The sequence below is a fragment of the Arthrobacter sp. 7Tela_A1 genome (assembly GCF_049311065.1).
In the GTDB taxonomy this organism is placed as follows: Bacteria; Actinomycetota; Actinomycetes; order Actinomycetales; family Micrococcaceae; genus Arthrobacter_B.
The window spans coordinates 1-24200 of the sequence record NZ_JAXIOO010000038.1 but is presented as its reverse complement, the minus strand read 5'-3'; the positions used below and the strand labels follow the sequence as shown (position 1 = coordinate 24200).

28 protein-coding genes and 1 riboswitch are annotated in these 24200 nt (G+C 66.5%); of the genes, 15 read left to right on the top strand and 13 right to left on the bottom strand.

The genetic code is table 11. The annotated features are described in order from the left end of the window. Nucleotides 1-37: 37 nt before the first annotated feature. Both TVB01_RS13830 and TVB01_RS13825 read right to left on the bottom strand, forming a co-directional pair. A complete protein-coding gene (locus tag TVB01_RS13830) occupies nucleotides 38-652 on the bottom strand; it encodes a hypothetical protein (protein ID WP_422456491.1) in 615 nt (204 codons plus the stop codon). 179 nt (nucleotides 653-831) lie between these two features. Next, nucleotides 832-1209: a PLD nuclease N-terminal domain-containing protein gene (locus tag TVB01_RS13825; protein WP_422456490.1), complete on the bottom strand. Its 378-nt coding sequence runs from the start codon at nucleotides 1207-1209 to the stop codon at nucleotides 832-834. 125 nt (nucleotides 1210-1334) lie between these two features. Between TVB01_RS13825 and TVB01_RS13820 the strand changes: the two genes are divergently transcribed. The 4 genes from TVB01_RS13820 (at nucleotide 1335) to TVB01_RS13805 (ending at nucleotide 4899) form a co-directional block, all read left to right on the top strand. Next, a complete protein-coding gene (locus tag TVB01_RS13820; protein WP_422456489.1) occupies nucleotides 1335-1652 on the top strand; it encodes a DUF4229 domain-containing protein in 318 nt (105 codons plus the stop codon). A 91-nt stretch (nucleotides 1653-1743) separates the two neighbouring features. Further along, nucleotides 1744-2814, top strand: coding sequence for a hypothetical protein (locus TVB01_RS13815; RefSeq protein ID WP_422456488.1), 1071 nt, complete (start codon nucleotides 1744-1746; stop codon nucleotides 2812-2814). Nucleotides 2815-2876: 62 nt separating this feature from the next. After that, entirely contained in the window at nucleotides 2877-4223 is a 1347-nt protein-coding gene (locus TVB01_RS13810) for a sensor histidine kinase (RefSeq protein ID WP_422456487.1), read from the top strand. Beyond that, on the top strand, nucleotides 4216-4899 hold the full coding sequence (locus tag TVB01_RS13805) for a response regulator (protein ID WP_422456486.1): 684 nt from the start codon (nucleotides 4216-4218) through the stop codon (nucleotides 4897-4899). The genes TVB01_RS13810 and TVB01_RS13805 overlap by 8 nt, the downstream gene beginning before the upstream one ends. Nucleotides 4900-4944: 45 nt before the next feature. Here TVB01_RS13805 and TVB01_RS13800 read toward each other — a convergent pair whose 3' ends face one another. The 3 genes from TVB01_RS13800 to TVB01_RS13790 all read right to left on the bottom strand — a co-directional run bounded on the left by TVB01_RS13800 (nucleotide 4945) and on the right by TVB01_RS13790 (nucleotide 8123). Further along, on the bottom strand, nucleotides 4945-5829 hold the full coding sequence (locus TVB01_RS13800) for a 1,4-dihydroxy-2-naphthoate polyprenyltransferase (RefSeq protein ID WP_422456485.1): 885 nt from the start codon (nucleotides 5827-5829) through the stop codon (nucleotides 4945-4947). A 197-nt stretch (nucleotides 5830-6026) separates the two neighbouring features. Then, entirely contained in the window at nucleotides 6027-7163 is a 1137-nt protein-coding gene (locus tag TVB01_RS13795; RefSeq protein ID WP_422456484.1) for an AMP-binding protein, read from the bottom strand. A gap of 6 nt (nucleotides 7164-7169) precedes the next feature. Next, the gene (locus TVB01_RS13790; protein WP_422456483.1) at nucleotides 7170-8123 is read right to left on the bottom strand and encodes a 1,4-dihydroxy-2-naphthoyl-CoA synthase; all 954 of its coding nucleotides are present in this window, start codon (nucleotides 8121-8123) and stop codon (nucleotides 7170-7172) included. A gap of 126 nt (nucleotides 8124-8249) precedes the next feature. On the opposite strand from TVB01_RS13790, the gene TVB01_RS13785 reads away from it, so the two are divergent. Continuing rightward, nucleotides 8250-8975 (top strand): histidine phosphatase family protein, encoded by a 726-nt coding sequence (locus tag TVB01_RS13785; RefSeq protein WP_422456482.1) that lies wholly within the window; start codon nucleotides 8250-8252, stop codon nucleotides 8973-8975. Then, nucleotides 8959-9828 carry an NAD(P)H-hydrate dehydratase gene (locus TVB01_RS13780; protein ID WP_422456481.1) on the top strand — a complete coding sequence of 290 codons (870 nt, stop codon included), beginning with the start codon at nucleotides 8959-8961 and terminating at the stop codon, nucleotides 9826-9828. The genes TVB01_RS13785 and TVB01_RS13780 overlap by 17 nt, the downstream gene beginning before the upstream one ends. A 31-nt stretch (nucleotides 9829-9859) precedes the next feature. Here TVB01_RS13780 and TVB01_RS13775 read toward each other — a convergent pair whose 3' ends face one another. After that, nucleotides 9860-10846 carry an NAD(P)-dependent alcohol dehydrogenase gene (locus TVB01_RS13775; RefSeq protein WP_422456480.1) on the bottom strand — a complete coding sequence of 329 codons (987 nt, stop codon included), beginning with the start codon at nucleotides 10844-10846 and terminating at the stop codon, nucleotides 9860-9862. Between the two features lie 155 nt (nucleotides 10847-11001). On the opposite strand from TVB01_RS13775, the gene TVB01_RS13770 reads away from it, so the two are divergent. After that, nucleotides 11002-11682: a TetR/AcrR family transcriptional regulator C-terminal domain-containing protein gene (locus TVB01_RS13770; protein ID WP_422399562.1), complete on the top strand. Its 681-nt coding sequence runs from the start codon at nucleotides 11002-11004 to the stop codon at nucleotides 11680-11682. 45 nt (nucleotides 11683-11727) lie between these two features. After that, nucleotides 11728-12483 (top strand): CPBP family intramembrane glutamic endopeptidase, encoded by a 756-nt coding sequence (locus TVB01_RS13765; RefSeq protein WP_422456479.1) that lies wholly within the window; start codon nucleotides 11728-11730, stop codon nucleotides 12481-12483. Nucleotides 12484-12538: 55 nt separating this feature from the next. Here the strand turns inward: TVB01_RS13765 and TVB01_RS13760 are convergent, their stop codons facing one another. After that, nucleotides 12539-13093: a helix-turn-helix domain-containing protein gene (locus TVB01_RS13760; RefSeq protein ID WP_400486216.1), complete on the bottom strand. Its 555-nt coding sequence runs from the start codon at nucleotides 13091-13093 to the stop codon at nucleotides 12539-12541. 68 nt (nucleotides 13094-13161) lie between these two features. Here TVB01_RS13760 and TVB01_RS13755 point away from each other — a divergent pair, with 68 nt between their 5' ends. Next, on the top strand, nucleotides 13162-13848 hold the full coding sequence (locus TVB01_RS13755) for an AzlC family ABC transporter permease (RefSeq protein ID WP_400486218.1): 687 nt from the start codon (nucleotides 13162-13164) through the stop codon (nucleotides 13846-13848). Further along, a complete protein-coding gene (locus TVB01_RS13750) occupies nucleotides 13835-14149 on the top strand; it encodes an AzlD domain-containing protein (RefSeq protein ID WP_400486220.1) in 315 nt (104 codons plus the stop codon). Before TVB01_RS13755 ends, TVB01_RS13750 begins: the two co-directional genes overlap by 14 nt. On the opposite strand, the gene TVB01_RS13745 is transcribed toward TVB01_RS13750, so the two are convergent. Next, nucleotides 14142-14582 (bottom strand): VOC family protein, encoded by a 441-nt coding sequence (locus TVB01_RS13745; RefSeq protein ID WP_152226179.1) that lies wholly within the window; start codon nucleotides 14580-14582, stop codon nucleotides 14142-14144. The two genes, TVB01_RS13750 and TVB01_RS13745, sit on opposite strands and share 8 nt — an antisense overlap. 94 nt (nucleotides 14583-14676) lie before the next feature. Between TVB01_RS13745 and TVB01_RS13740 the strand changes: the two genes are divergently transcribed. The 4 genes from TVB01_RS13740 to TVB01_RS13725 all read left to right on the top strand — a co-directional run bounded on the left by TVB01_RS13740 (nucleotide 14677) and on the right by TVB01_RS13725 (nucleotide 17938). Next, nucleotides 14677-15006, top strand: coding sequence for a hypothetical protein (locus TVB01_RS13740; RefSeq protein WP_387012761.1), 330 nt, complete (start codon nucleotides 14677-14679; stop codon nucleotides 15004-15006). A gap of 108 nt (nucleotides 15007-15114) precedes the next feature. After that, nucleotides 15115-16326 carry a thiolase family protein gene (locus tag TVB01_RS13735; RefSeq protein WP_152226202.1) on the top strand — a complete coding sequence of 404 codons (1212 nt, stop codon included), beginning with the start codon at nucleotides 15115-15117 and terminating at the stop codon, nucleotides 16324-16326. Beyond that, complete coding sequence (locus TVB01_RS13730) at nucleotides 16326-17093, top strand: enoyl-CoA hydratase/isomerase family protein (RefSeq protein ID WP_422456478.1); 768 nt, start codon at nucleotides 16326-16328, stop codon at nucleotides 17091-17093. The genes TVB01_RS13735 and TVB01_RS13730 overlap by 1 nt, the downstream gene beginning before the upstream one ends. After that, nucleotides 17090-17938 carry a 3-hydroxyacyl-CoA dehydrogenase family protein gene (locus tag TVB01_RS13725; RefSeq protein WP_422456477.1) on the top strand — a complete coding sequence of 283 codons (849 nt, stop codon included), beginning with the start codon at nucleotides 17090-17092 and terminating at the stop codon, nucleotides 17936-17938. The genes TVB01_RS13730 and TVB01_RS13725 overlap by 4 nt, the downstream gene beginning before the upstream one ends. Nucleotides 17939-18000: 62 nt before the next feature. On the opposite strand, the gene TVB01_RS13720 is transcribed toward TVB01_RS13725, so the two are convergent. The 4 genes from TVB01_RS13720 to TVB01_RS13705 all read right to left on the bottom strand — a co-directional run bounded on the left by TVB01_RS13720 (nucleotide 18001) and on the right by TVB01_RS13705 (nucleotide 21058). After that, complete coding sequence (locus TVB01_RS13720) at nucleotides 18001-18600, bottom strand: hypothetical protein (RefSeq protein WP_422456476.1); 600 nt, start codon at nucleotides 18598-18600, stop codon at nucleotides 18001-18003. A 56-nt stretch (nucleotides 18601-18656) separates the two neighbouring features. After that, entirely contained in the window at nucleotides 18657-19460 is an 804-nt protein-coding gene (locus TVB01_RS13715; protein WP_422456475.1) for a MerR family transcriptional regulator, read from the bottom strand. A 45-nt stretch (nucleotides 19461-19505) separates the two neighbouring features. Beyond that, on the bottom strand, nucleotides 19506-19892 hold the full coding sequence (locus tag TVB01_RS13710) for a hypothetical protein (protein WP_422456474.1): 387 nt from the start codon (nucleotides 19890-19892) through the stop codon (nucleotides 19506-19508). Between the two features lie 17 nt (nucleotides 19893-19909). Continuing rightward, a riboswitch (SAM riboswitch) is annotated at nucleotides 19910-20042 on the bottom strand. Between the two features lie 68 nt (nucleotides 20043-20110). After that, nucleotides 20111-21058, bottom strand: coding sequence for an SGNH/GDSL hydrolase family protein (locus tag TVB01_RS13705; protein WP_422456473.1), 948 nt, complete (start codon nucleotides 21056-21058; stop codon nucleotides 20111-20113). A 260-nt stretch (nucleotides 21059-21318) separates the two neighbouring features. Here TVB01_RS13705 and paaZ point away from each other — a divergent pair, with 260 nt between their 5' ends. Further along, nucleotides 21319-23403, top strand: a complete 2085-nt coding sequence (gene paaZ, locus TVB01_RS13700; protein ID WP_422456472.1) for a phenylacetic acid degradation bifunctional protein PaaZ — start codon at nucleotides 21319-21321, stop codon at nucleotides 23401-23403. Nucleotides 23404-23494: 91 nt separating this feature from the next. On the opposite strand, the gene TVB01_RS13695 is transcribed toward paaZ, so the two are convergent. After that, nucleotides 23495-24139: a TetR/AcrR family transcriptional regulator gene (locus TVB01_RS13695; RefSeq protein ID WP_422456471.1), complete on the bottom strand. Its 645-nt coding sequence runs from the start codon at nucleotides 24137-24139 to the stop codon at nucleotides 23495-23497. Nucleotides 24140-24200: the final 61 nt, after the last annotated feature.

Sequence of the window (24200 nt, the reverse complement as noted above, 5' to 3'; positions counted from 1 at the left end):
CCGTTCCGGCTTCGGCCGGGGCGGGGTTTTCAGCAGCTCACGGTGCCCGCTCACAGGTGTAGATGTCCCCGTCACCTCCGGTCAGGGACAGCTGGTGTTCCCCGGCGGGCCCGGACGGCCGGATTCCGGTACTGGCGTGCTCAGCCAGGTCTGAGACGAGTCGATTCACTTCAGCGCCCAGGTCCTGCAGCTCATCGCTCTCTCCCTCGCTGTATCCGTTCGCCAGGACGGCGTAGGCGCTATCGAGTTTTTGGGCGATGAGCTGGTTTATTTCTTCGGCTTCGGCAGGCGCGATAAGGCGGACATCCCAGGCTGCTTCAACGGCTGTCCGGTAGGACTCTTCGGCGTCGGCCCGTGCCTGCGCTTCACCATCGCTTTGGAACTCTGCAGCTGCGGCCCATGTGTCAAGGTCCAGCAGGAAGATCTGTGTTGCGCTGGCATGGGAGGAGTACCTGTCCAGCCGTTCATTACGCAGGAAGCTTTCGCGCTCCTGCTGGCCGCTGACGCCAATACCGATGGCCGTGCCGACCAGGGCCAGCCCGCCCGTTATCAATCCGGCCCAGATAGGGCCAATGTCCGGCCGCCGTTTCCCGGCAGGCTCTCCCGGGGAGGCCGCCGTGGCCTTCCCTCCGGCATCAGGGCTGTCGGTCATGTGATTGCTCCCTTCCGAGGAAAAGGGGAGATCCCAGGCCCCGGGGAGCCATCCTCCACGACGCGATGCAGGAATTGTACGTCCGGCGGACGGCCATGGAACGCTGCGGACGAAAAGACAGCAGGGCAAAGCAAAAGCCCCGTTCCGGATGGAACGGGGCTTTTGCTTTGGGCCTCGAGCTAGTTGCTGCTCGGCTTCTCGTCGTCGTTCTGCTTTGAACGCTTCTCCCGGTCGGCGATTTCCTGCTCCCGGCGCTTGAGCTCTTCTTCCTTCTGCTTCTGACGGCGGCGGATCTCCAGGTTGCGGAGGAACTCGGGGTCATCGTCCGGGGCAGTGGGGTGGCGCGGTGCGCGGGGCTTGGGCTCCGGCCGGCGGCCGGGCCGGCCGAAGAGGAACCACAGAATGGCACCCAGAACCGGCAGCAGAACAATCACAGCGATCCAGGCAGGTTTGGAAATGCTCCGGACTTCGTGGGCACGGGACATAAGGCAGTCGATGACTGCGTAGATGATGACGGCTGCGACGACGATGACGCCGAGGAGTACGAGGCGGGGCATGACCCCAGTGTAGTGGAGTCAGCTTGAGGCTGACTGGGTGCTGTTCAACGCAATCTGCGGTACTTCCTTCACGGCTGCGCGCCGATCCGCGAGGCCTGGTCCGGGCGTGCCCGTAGAATAGGAACGTGGCTTTCTGGAAATTTACCGCTCTCCGCCTTGGTCTGGTGGCCGTCTTCTTTGTTGCAGGGCTGTACCTGCAGCTGGGTCTCGTGCTGTCTGCCCTGGTGGCAGCGGTCCTGGCCTGGTGCGTCACATACCTGTTCTTCCGCGATATGCGCGACGCCGCCGCCGTCACCCTGCAGAGCCGTTTCAGCGAAAAAACTCCGCCGTCGCGCAACCGCGCAGAGCTGGATGACTCGGCGGCCGAGGACTCCATGCTGGACAGCAATCCGGACGTGGCGATCGACTCCGACCGCAAGCCGCGCAAATCCCGGGACTCCTAGCCGTACCCTGAAACCCCACCGGCCCCGCAGATTCTGTTAGGGTCGTCGGACTGTTTTGCCCGGCCGCTCGCCGGGAACCTGACGATGGGGGATGGACGTGCAGACGGGTGTCGACACTGCGCTGGGCAGGGCCGGAGCTGATAAGCGTTACAACGCGCGCTGGCTCATCGGCGTCACGGCGGGACCGATCATCGTCGGCCTGCTGGCCGCGGCCTGGATGTTGACAGCTGCTGATCGCCTGCCTGATCCGCTGGCCAGCCACTGGGGGCCCGACGGCGTGGACGGCTACATGTCCTTGCCCGGCCACGCAGCAATTGCCGTCTTCGCCGGCGGCGGCAGCGGTGCACTGTGCGCGGGGCTCGCAGTCGCGGCCCGGGCCTCGTCCTTGACCCTTTCACGATTCGGTGTCGGGTTTGGCATCGCCCTCGGACTGGCGATGACCGGACTTTCCGTTGCCGTCGTCGCCGGCCAACTGGGGCTCGGCAACCCGGCGCAGGCCGTGGCATCCGCCCCGGTGATCTGGGTCTCGGTAGTGCTGGCGGTCTTGGCCGGCGGGATCTGCGGGTGGCTTTACCGTCCCGCCGAGCCGGACCGGCAGCAGAGCCGGGAGACTTCCGCGCAGGATGAGGCCGCCGGAAACGAAGAATCACCGCTGACCCGGGCCGCACGCCAGGCAGCCGCGGCGCACCAGCCGCTGGTCATCGGTGTGTCCATGGGGCCGGCCAAATGGCTCCTTAGCCTTGGCATCGGTGCGCTGGTGGCGCTGAGCCTGGTCTTCATTGTCCCGGCGCTGGGGTTTCTGGGGATTCCGGCCGCGGCGCTGATGTGGATCTTCTGCCAGGGAAAGATCGTTATTGATCCCGACGGCATCCGTGTACTGGCCGGCGGGTTCTGGAAACTGATGTCCCTGTCTCAGGCGGAGATCCGGGCGGCGGCGGTAGAGGATATCAACGCCATGGACTTCGGCGGCTGGGGCTACCGGCTGACCGGGGGCAGCACCGGGTTCATCATGCGAAGCGGGCCTGCGCTGGTGGTCACGGCAGGTTTTAGGCAGCGGTTTGTGTATTCAATGCCCGACGCCGGGACCGCTGGCCAGGCATGCGCGCTGGTGAATGCCTACCGGACTGGCTTTGGGGATGAATCGGATACACCTGAGGTGTGAATTATCCGGGGCCGTGCGTTCCTGCCCGCTTTGGATGCCTAAGCATCGCTAGGGTTACTGCTATGCAATCCATCCTTTCCAGCGCACGGCGCTGGGCGGCTCCAGCCGCAGCCGGCGTCTTCTTTGTGACGTGGTGCCTGGTCAACGCGGGCCGTCCTGGCCCGAGGATTGGGTTCCTGCCCATGTTCTGGGATGAGACTCTTCCCGTGCTTGTGCTGACAGGCGCCATTGGTGTTGCAGTCCGCTGGCCCGTCCTTTCCCTCGCCTTGACGGCGATGCTTCTGGCCGGCCAGCTGCTGAAGATTGTGCCGCCTCCGCATACCAACTGGGCGGTCTATCTTGGAAGCTTTCTGGCCCTGGGACTTATCGCCTGGACCTGTACACGCAGAATCCGGATTATCGCCTTCGCCGCCAACACGGTATTCGCTGCTGTGGTCACCTTTCTGCTGCTCTCGTGGCGCTACGGAAACGGAGCCGGCTGGTTCCCGGCGCTCTACATGGGTGACCGCACCACCCTGACGGCCTTTGGACCGCAGGTGTTCATCATGCTGGAGCTCATCGCCGCGGGCTGCTTCGCAGTGGGCCTGCTGCTGGCGCTGGTCCAGGAGCGCGGGAGCCTCTTCCGGGCCCGGGAGCTGGCGCAGTCCACACTGAAGGACCGGGAAATCGATTTGGTAGTGGAGCAGGAACGGACCCGTATCTCACGCGACCTCCATGACGTCCTGGCACACTCGCTGGCAGTCATAGCGGCGCAGGCGGACGGTGCTCGCTATTCGGTGAAGGATCAGCCCGAGCCGGTGATCAGGGCGCTGGAAACCATCGCCGGATCCGCACGGAGCGCGCTGGTGGATGCCCAGCGGGTGATCGAGGGAGTCGGGGATGAGGTGATGAGGGCACCGCAGCCGCAGATGGATGACATCGCAGGCCTGATTGGCGGTATGCGCAGCAGCCTTGAAATCCGTCAAGGAGTTTCGGGAGTGCCCATCGAGCTCTCCAGCGGCCAGCAGCTCGCTGTCTTCCGGATCGTGCAGGAATGCCTGACCAATGCGCTGAAGCATGGCGGGCGCGGTACTGCCGTTCGGCTCCACTTCGACTGGAGCGGTCCGGGACTGACCCTGCACGCGGCCTCGGACCCGGAGCGCCCGCACCGGACTCCGAAAGAGGCGGATGAGGTGCGGACGGGCCGGGGGATCCCCGGAATGCGGGAGCGGGCCCACCTGGCCGGTGGCTGGCTTACGGCAGGTCCGGACGGTGAGCAGTTCCGGGTGACTTTGTTCCTCCCGTACGGAACCGCGGACAGCCGCCCGGCCGAGACGCTGGTGGAAGTTCCGGAGCAACGCAAACCTGAACCCGGGGAGCGAACAGGGCTGGCCTTAGGCAGCCGGGTACGGGAGAACAAAGATGCCTGAGCCGGACACCCGGATTTCTGTAGCCCTGGTCGACGACCAGCCGTTGTTCCTTGCCGGCATCCGGATGCTGGTGGAGAGCCAGAAGGACATGGTCTTGAGCTGGGACGCCGGAGAAGGACTGCAGGCATCCCAGCTGGCCGCGGAACAACGCCCCGACGTTATCCTGATGGACCTGCGGATGCCTGTCCTGGACGGTGTGGAGGCCACTCGCCGGATCGTCGCGGAAGCCGAAAGTGCTGGCACTGAACCGCCGCGGATCATCGCGTTGACCACGTTCAACCGTGACCAGGCGGTAGTCCAGGCCGTCCAGGCCGGAGCGAGCGGGTATCTGCTCAAGAGCGCCGAACCGGAGTTCCTCCTCGCAGCGATCCGGACAGTTCATACGGGCTATTCCGTGATTGCGCCGGGATCCATCCACACACTGTTCGAGCATGCGGCCCGCAGCGCGCCGCCGCGCGAACCGGACCTGTCTGCAATAGCGGTGCTTTCGGCGCGGGAACGCGATGTGTTCCTGCTGGCAGCCAAGGGGCTGGGCAACCAGGAGATAGCGCAGAACCTTTTCGTCTCCGAGGCCACCGTGAAGTCCCATCTGCGGAACGTACTGGACAAGCTTGAGCTGCGTACCCGGATCCAGCTGGTGTCCTTCGCCCACGAGCGCCGCCTGCTGGGCAGCTGACCGTCATGCTGGTGCAAAACCGTCCGGTGCCGGGGAGGGACGGTGCTAAGCCAGCAGGCGGGTCAGCACCAGGGCCAGTCCGTAAATCACGCTGAAACCGAGGTTGATCAGCCCGGTCTGCTTCAGGACCGGGATCAGGCTGCGGCGCTTCTTGCCCTTAAGCATCAGCCAGCTGGGCATCAGGCACGCAGGCAGCAGCAGCAGGACCAGCAGCACCCAGGGGTAGTCACCCACGAGCAGCAGCGGAAGCAGCAGTGCCACCGCGAGCATCATCACGTAACTGATCCGCGCGGCGTCGTCCCCCAGGCGCACAGCCAGGGTCCGTTTACCCGACTCGCGGTCGGTGGGAATGTCGCGGACGTTGTTGGCCATCAGGAGCGCCGTGGCGATCAGGCCGGTAGAGATGGCACCAACCCATGCCGCGCCGCTGACCTGCCCGGCTTGCGTGAACGTGGTTCCGAGCGTGGCTACCAGCCCGAAGAACACAAAGACGAACACGTCGCCCAGGCCCATGTAGCCGTAGGGGTTGCGCCCGCCGGTGTAGCCCCATGCAGCGGCGATGCAGCCCACGCCCACCAGCAGCAGGAACCAGGCCTGCGAGAGGACCACCAGTGCCAGGCCTGCAGCCATGGCAACGCCAAAGCAGGCGAAAGCTGCGTACTTGACGTGCTTCGCCGCGGCCGCGCCGGAACCGGTGAGCCGCAGCGGGCCCACCCGGTTGTCATCTGTGCCGCGCACGCCGTCGGAATAGTCGTTGGCGTAGTTCACGCCCACCTGCAGGAGGATGGCCACAACGGCGGCCAGCAGGGCGTTCACCCAGCGGAAGCCTCCGAGATCATACGCCGCTGCCGTGCCGATAATCACCGGGGCAACTGCCATCGGCAGAGTCCTCGGACGTGCTCCTTCGAACCATTGCGCCGGTGTTGCCACAGTCAATCCTTCTTCGTCGGCTTTCTTAGGCTGATGCCCGCCGCCAGGATGCGGTCCTGCCGGCCAGCTTCATTCTCCCGCACCGCCGCCGGGAGCGCGAAAACGCCGCCCCAACCCATCGAGATAGCAGAAAGTGCACGTCTCAGCGCTGAGACGTGCACTTTCTGTCATCTCGATGACAGGAGAGGCGAGTGGGGCTAGCCGCGGGCGGCGGCGAGCAGCCTCCGGATGGCCACGCGGTCGGTCTTGCCGCCGGGCAGCAGCGGCATCCGCTCCAGTTCCACGACGACCTTGGGGACCGCCGGCGCACCCAGGACGGAGCGGATGGTGTTCCTGAGCAGGTCCGCGTCCACGGAGCCGACGACGACGATGCCCACGACGGCGCCCCATTCGGGGTCCTCAAGCCCGAGGGCAACTGCCTCGCGGACCTCGGCGAGCTGCTCGGCCGCGGCGGCAACGGCAGCGCCGGAGACTTTGACCCCTCCGGTGACAATGACGTCGTCGAGCCTTCCGGAAACGGATACGGTTCCGTCTGCGGCAACGGACCCGGTGTCGTCAGTGCGGAACCAGCGCTTGCCGGAGTGGAAGGCGAACCGCTCCGCGGTGAGTTCGGGGGCGCCGAGGTAGCCGTCGGCGAGCATGTCCCCGGCGATCCACAGCCGTCCCTGGTCCTCCTGCACTTCGACACCGGGCAGCGGAACGCCGTCGTACACGCAGCCTCCGGCGGTCTCGCTCATGCCGTAGGTGCGCACCACCTTCAGCCCCAGGGCAGCGGCTTCGGCCATCAGCACCGGGCTGGCGGCAGCGCCGCCGAGCAGAATCGTGTCGAACCTGCGCAGCACGGACAGGGTGTCAGGAGCCGGATCCGTGAGCAGCCGGTGCAGCTGGGTGGGCACCAGGGACGTCAGCCGGGTCCGGTCGGTCATCGCCTGGGCTGCCGTCGTAAAGGCTTCCGGGCTGAAAGGGGAACCAGTGTCCAGCAGGACCGGTTCCGTTCCGGCAAACAGGGAGCGGACCAGCACCTGGACGCCGGCGATGTAGTGGACCGGCAGGGCCAGCAGCCACTGGCCGTCCCTGCCCAGATGCATCGCCGTCGCCATCGAGGAGGCCGCGAGTGCGTCCGTGCTGAGCATGGTCTGCTTCGGAGTTCCGGTGGAGCCGGACGTACTGATCACCAGCGCGACATCGTCATTGGTCAGTTCCCCGGTGAAGGTCTGCGCCGGGTCGGCGTGCGGAGCAACGGCGGGCCCTTCCCCGGCCAGCGCTGCCGCCAGCGGGGGCAGCAGATCACCGGCATTGAAGCCGGCGGGAGTGTGGACGGGAAGCAGTTCCATGGCGTCCTAGAAGTAGTAGGGGAAGGAGGACCAGTCCGGGTCCCGTTTGGCCAGGAACGCTTCCTTGCCTTCAACCGCCTCGTCCGTCATGTAGGCCAGCCGCGTCGCTTCGCCGGCGAACACCTGCTGGCCGGCCAGGCCGTCGTCGGGCAGGTTGAAGGCGAACTTCAGCATGCGGATCGCCTGGGGGGACTGGCGTGCGATGTCGGCGGCGTATTCCAGGGCCACCTTCTCAAGGTTCTCGTGTTCCACGGCTTCGTTCACGGCGCCCATGGCCACCATGTCCTCGGCGGAATACTCGCGGGCGAGGAAGAAGATCTCACGGGCACGCTTCTGCCCGATCTGGCGCGCCAGCAGCGCTGAACCGTAGCCGGCGTCGAAGCTGCCCACCGTCGCGTCCGTCTGCTTGAACTTGCCGTACTGGCGGGAAGCGATGGTCAGGTCCGCCACGACGTGCAGGCTGTGCCCGCCGCCGGCAGCCCAGCCGTTGACGACGGCGATGACCACCTTGGGCATGGTCCGCATCAGGCGCTGGACCTCCAGGATGTGCAGCCGTCCGGCGCGGGCCGGGTCGATGGTTTCCTGGGTCTCCCCATCTGCATACCGGTACCCGTCCCGGCCGCGGATCCGCTGGTCTCCGCCGGAACAGAAGGAATGCCCGCCGTCCTTCGGCGAGGGACCGTTGCCGGTCAGCAGCACCGTCGCGACATCGGGGGTCATCCGTGCATGGTCCATGGCCCGGTACAGCTCGTCAACGGTACCGGGACGGAACGCGTTGCGGACCTCCGGGCGGTTGAAGGCGATCCGGACCGTGGGAAGGTCGCGCACGACGGCGCCGTCGGCGTCGCGCTCCACCTGGCGGTGATAGGTCATGTCCTGGAAATCGTCGAAGCCGCCAACCACCCTCCACTGCCGGGGATCGAAGATGTCAGAAACCTGCTCGGGAAGATGTGTGCTCACGGATCGAGTTTATCGCGGCGGCAGAACCCGGGCTCCGGGGATGGCTGCAGCGGCGGAAAGACCGACGAGTGCCTCGCTTCGCCGCCGCAGGCTTGGCGTCCGCGGGGCCGGGAGTAGAGTCGGACGATGGGTGCTATCGAACTGATCCTCATCCGCCACGGCGAGAGCGCCGGCAACGTCGCCGCGACCTACGCCCAGCAGTCCGGAGCCGAAGTGATCGACGTAGGGCTCCGGGACCCGGACGTCCCGCTGAGTCCCGACGGTGAACGGCAGGCCGTGGCGCTGGGCACCTGGCTGGCGTCCCTGCCCGCGGACGAACGGCCGGAATCCGTCTGGTGTTCCCCGTACCTGCGGGCCCGGCACACCGCGGAACTGGCCGGAATGGCCCCCTTCCGGGTGGATGAACGCCTGCGCGACCGGGAGCTGGGAATCCTGGACCTGCTGACGTCCCGGGGAGTCGCCGCCCGCTATCCGGCCGAAGCCGAACGGAAACAGTGGCTGGGCAAGTTCGTCTACCGTCCCCCGGGCGGGGAGTCCTGGGCGGACGTCGCGCTCCGGCTGCGCTCGCTGCTGCGGGACCTCGACGACGCCGACGACGGGCGACGGGTGGCCGTGGTCTGCCATGACGCCGTGATCCTGCTGCTTCGTTATGTGTGTGAAGGTCTCCTGGAAGCGGACCTGCTGGACATCGCCGCTGCCAGCAGCGTCCGGAACGGCTCCATCACCCGTCTGGTGCGTCCTTCCGGCACGGGCTTCTGGAACGTTGCCGCTTTCAACGGCGTCGATCATCTGGCCGCAGGCGGCGCCCCGGTCACCGAGCATGCAGGAGATGAGAATGTCCACCCGCGCTGAGCTGGTCACCCCCGCGCTGCTGCGGTCCTGGCAGGTCTCCCGCGACGCCGAAGGCAAGGACGACCGCGGCACGGTCCTGGTGGTTGGCGGTGCCCGGCGGACTCCCGGCGCTGCGATTCTTACCGGCAGGACGGCGCTGCGTGCCGGTGCGGGCCGGCTGACGCTTGCCGTAGCCGCTTCGGCGGCCGTTGCCACTGCCGTTGCGCTGCCCGAATGCGGCACCGTGGGGCTTCCCGAGGAGGGTGAACGGATCAACGGCAACGCTGCCGGCGATGTGCTGGCCGCCGACCTTGAGACGGCGGACGTGCTGGTGGTGGGACCCGGATTCGATAACGCCGAAGACACCGCCGACCTGCTGCGCAGTATCAGCTCCCGGATCCCGGAGGAGGCAGCCGTGGTGCTGGATGCCTACGCACTGGGCGTCCTGCCCGGACTGCCGGAACTTCGTGAACTTCTCTCCGGCCGGCTGGTGCTCACGCCCAACCGCACGGAAGCCGCACGCCTGCTGGACACCGACGAGGTGAAGGATGCCGACGCCGCAGCCCTGGAAATCGCCCGTCTCTACGGCGCGGTGGTGACCAGCAAGGGACGGATCACCGCTCCGGACGGCCGTGCCTGGGAAATCCCGGCGGGGAATCCAGGTCTGGCCACCTCCGGGAGCGGAGATGTCCTGGCCGGCGCAGTGGCAGGTTTCCTGGCCCGCGGCGCATCGCCGGACCAGGCGGCCTGCTGGGGCACGTACCTGCACGCCGCGGCGGGGGACCGGCTGTCTTCTTCAAAGGGTCCGCTGAGTTTTCTCGCCAGTGAACTGCTCGAAGCCATGCCCGCGGTGATGACCGAACTGACGGTGTAATGCCGGAGCGGTCGGCCGCGGGAGCTGCCCGTCACGTTCCGGAAACCGTCAGGACGATGCTTCCCTGTACCTGGCCGGATTCGAGTCTTGCCATGGCTGACGCGACGTCAGCCAGCGGGAACCGGCTGTCAATGTGCGGCACAACAGCGCCCGATTCCAGCTGGCCGTTCAGCCGCTCCAGTTCCGCGCCGCTCTCCTTCGCCAGGACGTTCCTGAACCGCCGGTGGTCCCGGTCCAGCATTGAGAGGAAGTTTCCGGCTATTTGGCGCTCGATCATTCCTCCGGTCACCCTGCCGCCCTCCTCACCGCCCACCAGCGCAGCGGTTCCGCCCGGTTTCAGTGCCCGCCGAAGCCTGGCCAGCGGCGGATTACCGGCAATGTCGATAACCGCGTCGTAGGCACCCGCTGACGCGGCGAAGTCCTCCGACTGGTAATCCAGGACGTTCTGCGCCCCCAGACCACGCACAAAACCGGCCTTGCCGGCAGAGCAGACACCGGTGACCTCCGCGCCGGCCGCAACGGCGAGCTGCACGGCGAGACTGCCCACCCCGCCGGATGCGCCGGTGACCAGGACCCGCTGCCCGCTGGAGACCCGTGCGACGTCGGCTACGGCCTGAAGCGCGGTAAGCCCGGAGACCGGGACGGCAGCAGCCTGTTCGAAATCCAGGCCCTCGGGCATCGGCGCCAGCTTGCGTTCCAGTGCCGCGGCGTAGCCGGCGAAGGAGCCCTTCCCGATGCCGTACACCCGGTCTCCGGGTTTGAACCGCGTGACACCCTCGCCGACGGTCATGACGGTCCCGGCCAGGTTGTGCCCCGCCACCGGCCGGCGAGGGGAACGGAGACCAAAGAACACTCTGAGCAGATAGGGAGTCCCCGTCATCACGTGCCAGGCTCCTCGTCCAAGTCCTGCGGCGTGCACTTGGACGAGGACGTCGCCTGCCGAGATAACCGGAAGCGGCAGCGTTTTTATCTTGAGTACGTCAGTGCCGCCGTAACCGTCCTGAACCACGGCGGTCATCTGTGGAGGCAGGGCGGCGCCTTGCCCGGGCACGGTTCGGCTGAGGGGTGATCGGGAGCTGGTTCCAAACATAAGAAGCCCTTCCTGGCATCGTTACCTTACTTAGTAAGGCAGACGCTACCGTACAAAGTAAGGCGGCGGTAGAGTTGGCGGAAATGAATGAACAACTGGATTTCTCCCGCCGCCCGCTGACCCGCGAACTGGTGCTCCGCCGCGCCGTCGAACTCGCTGATGAAGGCGGGCTCAGTGCGCTCACCATGCGCTCACTGGCGCAGGCACTGGGGGTCAAGCCCATGTCCCTTTACCACCACGTTGCCAACAAGGATGAAATCCTGGACGGCCTGGTGGACCTCGTCTTCGCGGAAGTCGACCTGCCGTCGGATGGGCCGTGGCGCCGGGAGATGGAACACCGGGCGGCATCCCTGCGGAGCGCCCTTGCCAGGCATCCCTGGTCGGTGGGGTTGCTGGAAACGCGCACGTCTCCGGGCGCTGCCACCCTGCAGCACCACAATGCTGTGCTGCGCGTGCTGCGGGAGGCTGGTTTCAGCATTGAGGGAGCAGGGCATGCGTATGCGCTGCTGGACAGCTATATCTACGGGTTCGCGCTGCAGGAGGCGGGCCTGCCCGTTGGCACTCCGGACTCAGACCCCGAGGTCGTGGAGGCAATGGCGAGGTCCTTTTCCCCGTCTGACCTGCCCTACCTCGCCGAAACGGCCATGTACCGCGTGATGCAGCCGGCCTATGCCTTCGGAGACGAGTTCGGATTTGGTCTGGGGATCATTCTGGACGGGCTGGATGGACTCCTGGCGCGCGAGCGGGAATTGGCTGCGGAATAGCAGGCGGCTGATGCCTGCGCCCGGCCGGGCCGATACTGTGGATTGATGGCAACACCTGACCTCCCGGCCCGCTCACGCCGCCGTACCGTCCTGCAGGAGCCGCCCCTGTCCTACCGGTTCTCGAGGGGCGACGGCGCCGCACTTGGTTTCTACATCGGGGCGATGGCATTGCTGAGCCTGACTCCAGCTGCGCTCGCGGTGACGGCCGTAATCCAGGACCCGGTAACGGCGTCGTACGCAGTGAACTTCACGTTCTACCTGATCGCCGGAATCCTCGCGTTCATTGCAGCCCGGGCCTATGCAGTCCGGGAAGCCCGGATCCTGGCGACCCGGCCCTGGCTCACGCTGGGTGTCATTCCGCTGTCCATCATCGCGATGCTGGTAGCCACCATGATCCTCGTTCTGCTCACGGGCCCGCCGGAAACCGCAGTGAACCAGGTGGCGGCACAGGATCTGATGACGTCGGTGTCCCCGTGGCTGATCGTGCCGCTGTTTGTTGTGCTGGCTCCGTTCGTGGAGGAGTACATCTACCGGCACCTGCTGATCGGCAAGCTCTCGAAACGCTGGAACATCTGGATCTGCTGCCTGCTCTCGGTGCTGCTGTTCTCCGGCATCCACGTCCTCGGCGAGGCCGAGTTCTCCCTGGCAGTGCTGGTGCCGTATCTGGCCATGGGAGCTGTGCTGGTGGGGGTCTACGTCTGGGCGGGCAACAACTTCATGCTGTCCTACTTTGTGCACGCGGCGAAGAACCTGCTGGCCGTGGTCCTGACCTATGCGGTGCCGGCGGAGCTGCTGCAGTAGTAACGCCGGTGCCTGGCTGCTGTCACAGCCCGGTTCAGGGAATAAGTCCGAACGGTCAGCGGAGCTCGGACACAATGATCGCCGCTGTACCGGGCTCCTTGGCGTGAAAAACGTGCGGTGCGTCACCGCGGTACGCCAGATAGTCGCCCGGCTGCAGCAGTACGGTTTCCGTGTCCGGGCCGACGGCGGCGGATCCGGCGATGAGGACCACGTGCTCGACGGTGCCCGGTTGGTGTGGCGCGGACCGCTTTGCCTCACCGGGTTCGGCCTTAACCAGGTATATGTCCCGGCGTGCTCCGGGAGGGCATGCGGAGAGCAGCGATGCGTTGTAGTTGGCCGACGTGGCGGGAACCTCCTGCGCGGCGTCTGCCCTGACCAGGACAGGTCCGGCGGCCCCGGGGTCCACCAGCGAAGAGAACGGGAGGCCGAGTGCATCACTAAGCGCCCACAGAGTCTCCACGGTCGGGTTGCCCGTACCCGATTCGAGTTGGGACACGTTCCCCTTGGAGATGCCAGCCCGCCGAGCCAGCTCGGCTGCGCTCCAGCCGGCGCGGAGCCGTTCCCTTCGGACTGCTGCTCCGATGCGCTGTTGAAGTTCGGGATCTGCCATCCGTTCACTATACGAAACTGCCTGCAGGACGTTGACGATGGTTAGGTGCTGTGTTCATTATAATGAACATGAGTTCATTCAGAATAAGCAAACCGGTGTGGAGCGCCGCCGAATCATGGTCTATAGCAGCGGCCGTGCTGGTCGTCGGGGTCTCTTATGGTGCCCTCGCCGTCCAGGCGGGATTTCCCCCGTGGCTGACGGTGGCGCTTGCCGTCACCGTGCTGGCTGCCTCAGCCGAACTGCTGTTCGTGGGAGGCCTTATAGCGGAGGTATCGCCCTTGGCTGCTGCATTGGGAGCGCTGGTCGTCAATTTGCGAAACGGTGTATACGGATTTGCTGCGTCCCGGTACCTCGGGTCGGGGTGGGCACGTCTGGCAGGGGCGCACCTGATCAATGATGAGACCGTTGCCTACGCCTCGAGGGCGGACGGCCTGAGCGCACAGCGGAGGGCCTTTTGGGGCTTAGGCGGAGCGGTCCTGTGCGCGTGGCCCCTTGGCGCCGGCTTGGGAACAGTTCTTGGGCATGTGGTCGCCGACCCTGCGGTGCTGGGGCTGGACGCGGTATTCCCCGCCGTCCTCCTGGTCATGCTTCTTGGGAACCTGCGGGACCGGCGCACGGCGGTGACCGTCGCCGGCGGGGCAGTGATTGCCGCGGCCGCTGCCCCGCTGGTTCCCGGCGGGGCAGCTCCCATGGTGGCGTTGGCAGCCCTCGCTCTGCTGATGCTTCCTGTGGGAGGACGTCATGGTGGACGCTGAGGTGCTGGTTGCTTGTGCAGTCCTGGCCGGTGCTACCTACCTGGTGCGCCTGGCCGGAGTGGCTCTGGGGCCGCGGGACGCCTTGTCCGAAGCTGCCGACCGAACGGCTGATGCAGCAATCGGAGTGGTGCTCGCCGGCGTCGCCGTCACCTCGACCCTGTACGACGGACAGCAGCCGGCAGATTGGCAGAGGATCGCCGGCGTGCTGGCTGGTGCTGGCGCCGCGGTGTTGCGGCTGCCCCTGATTGTGGTTCTCCTGGTCGCAGGAGGCACGGCCTGCGTGCTGCGGCAGCTTAGCTGATGCAGAACTCGTTGCCCTCCGGGTCGGCCATCGTGTACCAGAGATGCGGACCCTGGCTGGCCTCCCAGAGGAACGTGGCGCCGCGGGCTTCAAGGGCTGCGCGGGTGGCGTTGATGTCCTCGCCAGAGAGCCGGATGTCCAGGTGGATCCGGTCCTTGACCGTCTTGGGCTCCGGAACCGGCTGGAACAGGATGCGCATGGGAGTCACCGGGGATCCCGGCGGAACCGGCTGCAGGACCGCTGATCCGGCCGCCCACATTCGGGTTCCGTTGTGGTCAATGACGTCATCCGGGGAGGCAAAGCCCTTCGCGAGCATTTCGTCGATGAAGTCCTGGTTGGTTTCCTCGACCGGCCAGCCGAGGGTTTCCGCCCACCAGTCGGCCTGGTCGTGGGCGTTCTTGCAGTCGATGCAGATCTGGATGTCGTAAGCCATAGGGCCAAACCTAGAGCAGCTTCGGCCGTGCGGCCTTCATAATGCGGACAAGTGCCGTCCGGAATCGGGCCTGCCCCTAGACTGGGCGGCACATATGGCAGGGGGAATGATGCTTGAGTTCCACGACGACGCAATGCTGCGGCTGCAGGGCATGCAGCCCAACTGGATGGCACCAAAGCCCATTCCTGCAGGCTTGGACGCCCTTCTGAGGTGGCCGGCGCTTTTTCGGAACCTGCCGCAGCGCGAGGCCACTGCTGTGCGGGAGGCCTGTGCTGCCGTCTGGTGTGCGGGATGGACTGCTCCGGACCGGCGGGACGTAGCGGACCTTGTGGCGGAGATCGGGGGCGAAATCGACCTTACGGAGTATCGGCGTCGTATGCGGCTGCGTTACCCGAATGCCCCGGAAGAACCGTCACGTGTTTGACCGCCCCTGCCTGTTCTGCGATTGTTTATAGAACGATTGGTCGGTAAATCCGGCAGCCGTGCGGGCAGCGAAGCCCGGCGGCAAACTGGCAACTCTTTGGGAGCAGACATGGCTGAGGCTTTTCTCGTTGGCGGAGTGCGGACCCCGGTGGGCCGCTACGGAGGTGCGCTGTCCAGCGTCCGTCCCGATGACCTCGCAGCACTGACACTGCGTGAACTCGTAGCCCGCGAAGGCCTGGACCCCGCCGTCGTGGACGAAGTCATTCTGGGCAATGCCAACGGAGCAGGCGAAGAAAACCGCAACGTGGCACGCATGGCTGCCCTCCTGGCAGGATTCCCGGACACCGTCCCGGGCATCACCGTGAACCGCCTTTGCGCCTCGGGCCTCTCCGCGATCATCATGGCCTCGCACATGATCAAGGCAGGCGCCGCGGACATCGTCATCGCCGGCGGCACTGAATCGATGAGCCGTGCCCCCTGGGTTACCGAGAAGCCGACCAAGGCGTTCGCCAAGCCCGGAGACACCTTCGACACCTCGATCGGCTGGCGCTTCGCCAACGAGCGCTTCGTCTCCGGCGATCTCTCCCGCGACGGGAAGATGACCTACTCGATGCCGGAAACCGCCGAAGAACTGGCTTCCACGGACAGCATTTCCCGCGAAGACGCCGACGCGTTCGCCGTCCGCTCGCACGAAAAGGCCCTGGCTGCCATCGCCGCCGGACGCTTCAAGGACGAAATCGTTCCCGTCACCATCAAGGGCCGCAAGGGCGACACCGTTGTTGACACCGACGAAGGACCCCGCGAAGGCACCACCCTGGAGGTCCTCTCCAAACTGCGCCCGGTGGTCAAGCCCGGCGGAATCGTCACCGCAGGCAACGCCAGCTCATTGAACGACGGCGCCTCGGCGATCATCATCGCCTCCGAGCGCGCTATCAAGGAATACGGCCTCACCGCCCGCGCCCGGATCGTCGACGGCGCCTCCGCCGGTGTCCCGCCGGAGATTATGGGCATCGGTCCGGTTCCGGCCACGCAGAAGGTCCTGCAGCGCAGCGGCATCAGCCTGGACCAGGTTGGCGCTTTCGAACTCAACGAAGCCTTCGCCACCCAGTCCCTGGCGTGCATCCGCCGCCTCGGCGTTGACGAGGGAATCGTGAACAACGACGGCGGCGCCATCGCCCTCGGCCACCCGCTGGGCTCCTCCGGCTCCCGCATCGCCATCACGCTGCTGGGCCGCATGGAACGCGAAGGCGCCTCGCACGGCATCGCAACCATGTGCGTCGGCGTCGGCCAGGGAACCGCCATGCTGATCGAGGCCGTGTAGTGCCGGACTTCGCGGAAGTCTCCGCGCACTTCACCACGCTCAAGGTCACCATCGGGGAAGACCGCATCTCAGCGGTCCTGAACCGGCCCGAGGTCCGCAACGCCATCGACCAGGCCATGGTCGACGAGCTGCATGCCCTCTGCGCCGAGCTCGAGAACAACCCGAAGATCCTGATCCTCTCCGGCACCGACGGAATCTTCGCTTCCGGCGCGGACATCGCGCAGCTGCGTGAACGCCGCCGCGAGGACGCCCTGCGCGGGATCAACTCGACGATCTTCCACCGCATCGCCAAGCTGCCCATGCCGGTCATCGCCGCGCTGGACGGCTACGCGCTGGGCGGGGGAGCGGAGCTGGCCTTCGCCGCCGACTTCAGGATTGCCACTCCGACCGTGAAGATCGGCAACCCGGAAACGTCGCTCGGCATTATGGCCGCAGCCGGCGCCACCTGGCGGCTGAAGGAACTCGTCGGGGAACCGCTGGCCAAGGAAATCCTCCTGGCCGGACGGATCCTGAACGCCGAGGAGGCCCTGGCAGCCCGCCTGGTCACCGAGATTCACGACGCGGCAAACTTGATGGACGCGGCCAACGCCCTGGCCGACCGGATCGCCAAGCAGGACCCGCTGGCCGTCCGCATCACCAAGTCCGTGTTCCACGCGCCCGCCGAGGCGCACCCCGTGATCGACACCCTCGCCCAGGGCATCCTCTTCGAGTCCGAGGCGAAGTTCGACCGCATGCAGGCATTCCTGGAAAGGAAGAAAAAGAAATGACAGTTCCCTCCAAGGTCGGTGTTCTCGGCGGCGGCCGCATGGGCGCGGGCATTGCCCACGCCTTCTGCACCGCCGGTGCTGCCGTCGTCGTCGTGGAGCGCGATGAGCAGGCGGCAAGCGCGGCGTACGAGCGCGTTGCCTCCAACCTCGCCAAGAGCGTTGAGCGCGGCACCACGGACGAGACCCTCGATGCCCTGGTTGCCCGGCTCAGCGTCTCCACCGACTATGCCGACTTTGCCGGCTCAGGCCTGGTCGTCGAGGCAGTTCCGGAAGACTTCGCCCTGAAGGCTGCCGCGCTGGCCGCTGTGGAGGAGCAGCTGGGCGACGACGCCTGGCTGGCCTCGAACACGTCCTCGCTGTCCGTTTCGGAGCTGGCCGATAAGCTGCGGCGTCCGGAGCGGTTCTGCGGACTGCACTTCTTCAACCCCGTTCCCGCGTCCACCCTCATCGAGGTGGTCCTGGGCAAGCAGACGTCCGAAGAGCTCGCTGAGGCCGCCCGGACCTGGGTGGCAGACCTGGGTAAGACGCCCGTCGTCGTCAATGACGCTCCCGGTTTCGCCAGCTCACGCCTGGGTGTGGCCATTGCCCTGGAAGCGATGCGCATGGTCGAAGAAGGCGTTGCCTCTGCCGAGGACATCGACGCTGCCATGGTCCTGGGCTACAAACACCCGACCGGCCCGCTGAAGACCACGGACATCGTGGGGCTGGATGTACGCCTCGGCATCGCCGAGTACCTGGCGTCCACGCTCGGCCCCCGTTTCGAGCCGCCGCAGATCCTCCGGGACAAGGTGGCCCGCGGAGAGCTTGGCCGCAAGACCGGCAAGGGCTTCTTCGACTGGAGCTAGGTTGCCCTGAGCAGCAGCCCGCCTGCTTCGCCCCTTAGGGCGGGGGATGCGGGCTGCGGCCGTTAACGCCGCTGTTCGGTTTCCGCCGGCGGGGGAGACTGCGGGTGGGCGGCGTCAATGCCGGCAAACCAGCCCGGTGCCCGGCCGCCCTGTGGGGGCTGCAGGGTTGCGGCGTCACAACCGCTGGTCTGCAGCAGCCAGGAAACCAGGGAGTTTGAGTTCCACATGTCGCCACCGGGCATCTTCGCACCCCACACCGTCAGGGGCACCTGGGGCACCCGGGCAAGCAGGGCATCGGCCCCGGCAGCGTCCAGGTTGAACACGAGGGGCGGTTCCGGCGCAAAGGCGAGGTCCGGTATGACCCCGTTCGGCCAGCACCGCACCTCATACCGGAACAGCCTGAGCCGTCCGAGGAACCGGAGTCCCACCGGTCCCGTGGCCACGATTCCGCGCGGCCCGGTGCCCTGGCCCCACGCTGGGGTCATTTCAATCGCATAGCGGGAACCGCGCGCGGTGACTTCCAGTGCTGCGTGGAACAGGGGCCGGGGACGGCGCCGCTCGCGCAGCGCGCGCCAGAGCTCCCACCAGCGGCTGGTGTGGACCACCACGCGGCCCCCGGCACCAACCGGGAGCCACCACAACCGCACCTGTGCTGTGTCCATGCGGCTCCTTCCCCGAAACCAACGTGCCTCAGGCCTGACCGCCGCGGCTGGGCAGCCTACGCCCTGGCGACGGGCTGCTGCAGCTCAGTGACCCAGTCAGCCTGGTCCTCGGACTCCGACCTCAGATACACCTCCCGGCACGGACCCGAGGGGGTGAGGCCGCGGGCAATGATCTCAGCGTGGACCGCCTGCCAGCTCCCGCCGATGCCGTCCATGGCGCCAAGGTGGATTCCGCAGATGGCTGCCGGAACGCTGGGCAGCTCAACTGCTTCGGCGCCGTCGGGGACCGGGCCTGAGCCGGCAAAACCGGCGGTAATCCGCATGCCGTCCTCGCCCATGTCGTACTGCGCGACCGGAACGCCGGCGGGAGCCTCCGCTGGTGAGAGCAGCCCTGCGACGGCATCAAACAATGGTCCGACGACGCCGGGTACCTCCGGCTGTTCTGCCACCACCGCGGTGCGGGCAATCAGGCGGAGCGCAGGAAGGGGTTTTTCAATGATCTCGATCTGGGCCATGTGCATTTCCTTTTCGATGAGGTGGAGCCTGCGCTCAACGTCAATGAGCCGTGCAGCAGCTATCCGTGCCTCCTCCGCGACCTCTGCCTGCCTCAGGCGCAGCAGCGCGGCGATCCGCTCCGAGTCCACGCCGGAGTCGAGCAGCGCGGAGATATCCTCCAGGCCGAACCCCAGGGAACGGAGGGCGACGATCCGGTGCAGCCGCTCGAGCTGAGCGGGATCGTAGGAACGGTAGCCGCTGAACTCATCCACGTGGGCGGGAACGAGCAGTCCGGCGGTGTCCCAGTGCCGCAGCATGCGGTGGGTAACCTGGCCGATCTGCGCGAACGCTCCGATGGATAACATGCTCCAGTTCTCCTGCCTTCCACAGTGTCAGGGTCAAGTATTGCCCTACGCGGAATCGCTGTCCTGCATCCTCAGATCATGTCGCGGAACCCGTCCCCGGCAGGGAGCCGCCCGCTCGGTAGTGGCCAAGTAGAAAAAAGAACTCCGGTTGCGGCCTTCGAAGGCGCCCCGGACCATCAGGGACGAATACCGGGGGCACCACTGGGGCTGCCCTGGGCTGGTCGCGAGGGCTTCGGCGAGCAGCGGAACATCGTGGTGCCACATGAGCTGCTGCTGCCCGGCGAGGACCAGGTAAATCAGGTCCAGCTCCGGATCGGCGTGGACTTCGACGTCGATCCAGTCCTCGTAGCGGTTGAGCCGCCCGCCGTGGATCCAATGGATCTTGTGGCCGGGGGCAAAGGCGGTGCAGCGCGGGTCACTGGAGGGAATCACAGCGTGTCCTTCGAAAGAGAGTGTCCTTGCCCGCTCCGGTTGGACGCGGGCCGCTTCGTCATCCGAACCACCCGCCGAACAGTGGGGTTGGTGCATGGCCAGTCGGAGCTTTTCCGCACCGGGAAGGTGCGGAGGCCATGTCTCGTGAAGCAATGATCACGTTAGCAGGTGCGGGTGACATCCGTCCCGGGCAGCGTCTTCTTTCGGAAGGACGAGGGTTACCGCCGGCCGCGGCAGTGGTCCTTCCCATGCCCCAGATGGACATCTGCGGTGATGGCCGCCAGATAGCCTTCGCGGTAGCCGGTGGCATTCGGGTGCAGCGGAAACTCGCCGCCCAGGGTGATCCAGGGATCGGCGGACCCCACGCCGTGCCCGGCGAACTCATCCGTGACATCCACGAAGGTTTCTCCGCGCTGTACCTGTCCGGCCAGCACCGCGTTCAGCGCATCCGTTCCCTGGTTGAACAGCGCCACCGCCTCCGGGCTCAGCGGTCCCGCGGGTCCGGCCTCGAACAGATATGGATAACCGACGAGGACCAGTTCCGCCCGCGGTGCGGATTGACGAACCTGGCGGAGGGATTCCTGCAGCTGCGCCGTAAGGGTGGTCTGCGCGTAGGCGGTCGCACTCGCTATGGCGGGGGCGCAGGTCTCCGGCAGCACCGGACCGATACAGGCCTGGACGATGGCACCGAATTGAACGTCATTGCCGCCAATCGTGACGGTGACCAAGTCGGTGCCGCGGTTGAGGGAACCATCCGCGCGCAGGGCGGCGATCTGCTCCGGCAGGTCCACGGGTCCGGCGGGGGCACCCGGGGGAGTGCTCGACGCCGTCGCGCCGGCACACGTCACATCCGCCTCCCGATCCACCCGGCGAAGGGCATCCAGCAGGGCCGGGTACCCCTCTGCAGTGCGGCCGCAGGCATCGAGGAGCGGCCCGCCGCCAAAACCCGACGCGTAGGAGTCACCCAGGGCAACGTAATCCACTTCTCCGCCGCGGCCCCGGTCCCTGTCCCAGCCGCGGTCCCAGCCGCGGTCCCACCCGTGGTGGTGTCCGCGGTCCTGTCCGCCGGCAGCCGCCGGAGCGGCTACGCCGCCCGCAGCCAGGCCCATTCCGAGAAACAGCAACAAGCCTGCCTTCGCCCAGCCGCGCATGGGGTTACGGTTCATCGTCGTACCTTCCGTCGTCGTCCGGGCCCACGGTAGCCCCGGCGCGGACAGGAGCAAACACGTGGTGTGGCAGCCGGCGCAGCGGCGAGTCAAAAAGCCGGATCCGGGGCATTGCATAGTGTGCCGCAGGGCACTCTCATGTAGGCTGGATTCATTACCGACCGTCCGGTCAGTTATCGCTGTGTCCGGTGGAAGCCGCAGCCAGCGGAACTCGCCCGGTCAGGAAAACAAACGTCCAGTATCGAAAGGGTCCGTCAAAGATGACCTCAACCGCCATAGACGTGCAAGTCGTCCCCAGCTTCGTCCAGGACGAGTGGTGGACCCCGGAAAGCGCCGCCGCCAACCCAGCCGAGGTCCGGGACGCCAGCACCGGTGAAATCCTCGCCCTGGTGTCGACCGACGGACTGGACATTGCAGCCGCCGTGGAGCACGGCCGCACCGTGGGCCACCGCGGACTGGCCGGCCTCACCTTCCACCAGCGTTCGCTGAAGCTGAAGGAACTGGCCCAGTACCTCAACGGCCGCCGCAAGGAACTTTACGAAATCTCCGCCCGCACCGGCGCCACCAAGATCGACTCCCTGGTGGACATCGACGGCGGCATCGGCGTGCTCTTCACCTTCGGTTCCAAGGGCCGCCGCGAACTGCCCAACTCCACGGTCGTCATCGACGGTGCAGCCGAGGTCCTTTCCAAGGACGGCTCCTTCATCGGCGAGCACGTCTACACCTCGATCCCCGGCGTCGCCGTGCAGATCAACGCTTTCAACTTCCCGGTCTGGGGCATGCTCGAGAAGTTCGCTCCTGCGTTCATCGCCGGTGTTCCCACCATCGTGAAGCCCGCAACGCCCACCGGCTACCTCTCCGAAGCCGCCGTGCGCATGATGATCGAATCCGGGATCCTCCCGGCAGGTTCGCTGCAGCTGATCTCCGGCTCCGCCCGGGACCTGCTGGACCATTTGGACTACCGGGACATGGTCTCCTTCACTGGTTCGGCGTCGACCGCCAACAAGCTGAAGAACCACCCCAATGTCATTGAAGGCGGGGTGCGCTTCACGAGCGAAACCGACTCGCTGAACGCCTCCATCCTCGGTCCGGACGCCGTTCCCGGCACGCCGGAATTTGATGCGTACGTAAAATCGCTGGTCACGGAAATGACCGTCAAGGCCGGCCAGAAGTGCACCTCGATCCGCCGCGCCATCGTGCCCAAGGCGCTGGTGAACGACGTCGTTGCGGCCGCCGCCAAGCGCATCGAAGAGCGCGTTGTGCTCGGTGACCCGCGGGCCGAGGGCGTCACCATGGGTGCCCTGGCGTCCGTGGAGCAGCGCGACGGCGTCCGCTCCTCCGTCCAGGCCCTGCTCGACGCCGGCGCGAAGATCGCCTTCGGCTCCCTCGACGCTCCGGAGAGCGTCCAGGCAGACGGCAGCCGCGGCGTCGCTGAAGACGGTGCCTTCATGGCTCCCGTGCTGCTGACCTGGGATGATCCCAACGCGGAAGCACTGCACTCCGTTGAGGCCTTCGGTCCGGTCGCCTCGGTGGTCGGCTACGAGGACACGAACGACGCGGTGCGCCTGGCAGCACTCGGCGGCGGCTCGCTCGTGGCCACGGTCTGCAGCAACGATCCGCAGACCGTTCGCGAACTGGTTTCCGGAATCGCCGGCCACCACGGCCGCGTGCACGTGCTGAACCGGGAAACTGCCCGTACCTCCACCGGTCACGGCTCGCCCGTGCCGCACCTGGTCCACGGCGGTCCCGGCCGCGCCGGCGGCGGCGAGGAGCTCGGCGGCATCCGCGCCGTCAAGCACCACATGCAGCGCACCGCCATCCAGGGTTCGCCGAACATGCTGACCGCGATCACCGGAGTCTGGCACACCGGTGCCGACCAGAACTTCGATGAGACGCACCCCTTCCGCAAGGACCTCTCGACGCTGAAGGTCGGCGACGCCATGGCCTCGGAACTGCGCGAGGTCACGCTCGAGGACATCACCGCGTTCGCGAACAGCACCGGCGACACGTTCTACGCCCACACCAACCAGGACGCTGCCGAAGCGAACCCGTTCTTCCCGGGCATAGTGGCGCACGGCTACCTGCTGCTCTCCTGGGGTGCCGGATTGTTCGTGGAGCCCGCTCCGGGACCGGTACTGGCCAACTACGGCCTGGAGAACCTGCGCTTCATCACTCCGGTGGCTGCCGGCGACTCCATCCGGGTCACCCTCACGGCGAAGAAGATCACGCCGCGTGAAACCGACGAGTACGGCGAGGTTGCCTGGGACGCCGTCCTGCACAACCAGAACGATGAGATCGTCGCCACCTACGACGTGCTGACCCTCGTGGAGAAGAAGCGCGCCTAGCACTTCCCCTCCCATCGCCGAGAGGCCAGTTACGGCTCGTTTGGAGCTCCAAACAAGCCGTAACTGGCCTCTCGGTGGTTAAGAGTAGGGGTTAGCGCTTGTCGTGCAGGCCCTCGAAGACCATCGAAATAATGTCGTCGGCGAGCTTCTGGCCACTCAGCGAGCCGCCGGGCTTGTACCACTCCACGATCGAGTTGATCGTGCCGAACAGCAGCCGGGTAGTGGTGCGCGGATCGATGTCGCTGCGCAGGGAGCCCTCCGCGCGGGCGGCGTCCACCAGTTCAGAGACGCGGCGGTCGAACTGGCGGCGGCGCTCCAGGGCATCGCGTTCAATTTCAGTGTTGCCGCGCAGGCGCAGCAGGAGGGTGACGAACGGCAGCCGCTCGGTCAGGACTTCAATGGTGCCCCGAAGCACGAATTCCAGGCGGGCATCCGCGGGGCCGGTGGAAGCGCGCGGATCATCCAGCACGCCCTCCAGGCCGCCGAGCGCGTTTTCCAGCGCGAGGCGCAGCAGGTCGCCCTTGGACGGAACATGGTGGTAGATCGCTGACTTGGTGATGCCCAGGTTCTCCGCGAGGATGCCCATCGAGGTCGCTTCGTAGCCGTGGCGGTTAAACACGTCGACGGCGATATTCAGCACGGTCTGCTGGTCGTACCCCGGACGTCCCCGGCGGGTGCCGTGGGCAGTTGTGGCCGCGGAGGACGGGGGAGGCGGGGAACTCGGGGAACTGGGCATCTGGATATTTTCGCACGAGCGTTGGGGGGGGGGGGGGGGGGCCGGCCCCCCGCCCCCCCCC